Origin of the sequence: Staphylococcus sp. HMSC055C03 (genome assembly GCF_001809385.1) — a bacterium.
Lineage (GTDB): Bacteria > Bacillota > Bacilli > Staphylococcales > Staphylococcaceae > Staphylococcus > Staphylococcus simulans.
This window is the reverse complement of sequence record NZ_KV797507.1, coordinates 1-269: the sequence shown is the minus strand read 5'-3', so window position 1 is coordinate 269 and position 269 is coordinate 1. Positions and strand designations below refer to the sequence as shown.

Sequence of the window (269 nt, the reverse complement as noted above, 5' to 3'; positions counted from 1 at the left end):
GCACCAGTATCACCTTTGTCGCCTTTTTCTCCTTTAGGAATCACAACTTCTTTACCATCTGAGAACGTTACTTTTGTATCGCCGTTTGGTTGCGGTTCTACTTTCGCAACTGTAACTGATTGACCTGCAGCACCTGTTTCTCCAGTATCGCCTTTATCACCTTTTGTTCCTTTTGGAATAGTGATTGTGCTGCCATCAGAGAATGTCACAACTGTGTTGCCATCAGCGTCTGGTTCAGTTTTTTCAACTGTAATTGATTTACCATCTTG

Annotated in this window: 1 pseudogene; it reads right to left on the bottom strand. The window is 42.4% G+C overall.

Going from position 1 to position 269, the window contains the following annotated elements:
• Positions 1–269: pseudogene (locus HMPREF2603_RS13425) on the bottom strand (hypothetical protein); the annotation flags it as partial.